The organism is Gordonia aichiensis (assembly GCF_039946255.1).
Classification (GTDB): domain Bacteria; phylum Actinomycetota; class Actinomycetes; order Mycobacteriales; family Mycobacteriaceae; genus Gordonia; species Gordonia aichiensis_A.
In genome coordinates this window covers 1-255 of the sequence record NZ_JBCDWL010000074.1, presented here as the reverse complement: position 1 = coordinate 255, position 255 = coordinate 1, and the positions used below count along the sequence as shown (strand labels likewise).

1 pseudogene is annotated in these 255 nt (G+C 70.6%); it reads left to right on the top strand.

Annotated features, from left to right (window positions below):
- Positions 1–255: pseudogene (locus tag AAFO60_RS20945) on the top strand (HNH endonuclease); the annotation flags it as partial.

The following is a 255-nucleotide window of genomic DNA, read 5'->3' as shown; positions in this document are numbered from 1 at the left end:
GGATCTGGCCGCGCAGGCTCATCGTGCAGGTGACGCCGGCCGACGTCGATACCCGTGCCCGCGAGTTGGCCCTCGAGTGGGCGCCCGCTCCCGATCCCGCCGATCCGGAGTCGGAGGTGGTGCCGGTTGCCGAGCGGCCCGACCTGAACGAGATGACCCTGACCACCGGCGCTGACGGCCGTACGACCGCCACCCTCGATCTGGATGCGTTGTCTGGGGAGGAGCTGCATCAGGCGCTGGATCCGCTGTGTCGGC